This window comes from Paraburkholderia sp. XV (genome assembly GCF_020177535.1).
GTDB classification, from domain to species: Bacteria; Pseudomonadota; Gammaproteobacteria; order Burkholderiales; family Burkholderiaceae; genus Paraburkholderia; species Paraburkholderia caribensis.
Map to the genome: position 1 here is coordinate 1 of NZ_JAGUUD010000273.1, position 685 is coordinate 685.

The 685-nt window shown below is 57.4% G+C and carries 1 protein-coding gene; it reads right to left on the bottom strand.

Annotated elements, in window-relative coordinates:
- Window positions 1-202: 202 nt before the first annotated feature.
- The coding region (locus KFO72_RS41890) for an SDR family oxidoreductase (RefSeq protein ID WP_225034563.1) at window positions 203-685 on the bottom strand (483 nt) is incomplete at its 5' end.

Sequence of the window (685 nt, forward strand, 5' to 3'; positions counted from 1 at the left end):
ACGAGCAGATGTAAAGCCACGAGCAGCGTGAGAAGTCTTACCTGTCCGTCGACTTCACGATCCGGTAGCTGTCGTCCTGAATGTTGGCTTTCCATGTCCGCGTTCCCGATGGTTGTGTTCAATCGTCAGATCAGGAAATCGACCTTGATTGCGCGTAGAGGTGAAGGCCCGTCAGCATGCCGCCGGGCCGCGCCTCACCCGCCTAGAGAATCGGTGCGCCACCCGTCACGGCGATCGTCGCGCCTGACACATAACTCGCCTCGTCTGTCGCGAGCATCACATAAGCGGGTGCGAGTTCGACGGGCTGCCCCGGCCGCTGCATCGGTACCTGCTTGCCGAAGTTTTCGACTTTCTCTTTCGGCATCGTCGACGGGATCAGCGGCGTCCAGATAGGTCCGGGCGCGACGCAATTGACGCGAATGCCCTGTTTGGCGAGCAATTGCGCAAGGCCGCCTGTAAAGTTCTGGATTGCACCTTTTGTCGTTGCATACGCGAGTAAGCCGGGATTGGGCTTGTCCGCATTGATCGATGTCGTGTTGATGATCGAGCCGCCCGGTTTCATATGTTTGACGGCAGAGCGCACGATCCTGAACATCGCGCCGATGTTCGTATCGAATGTCTTGTTCCATTCTTCATCGGTGATCTCGTCGAGCGAATCGTAGGTCATCTGATAGGCCGCGTTGTT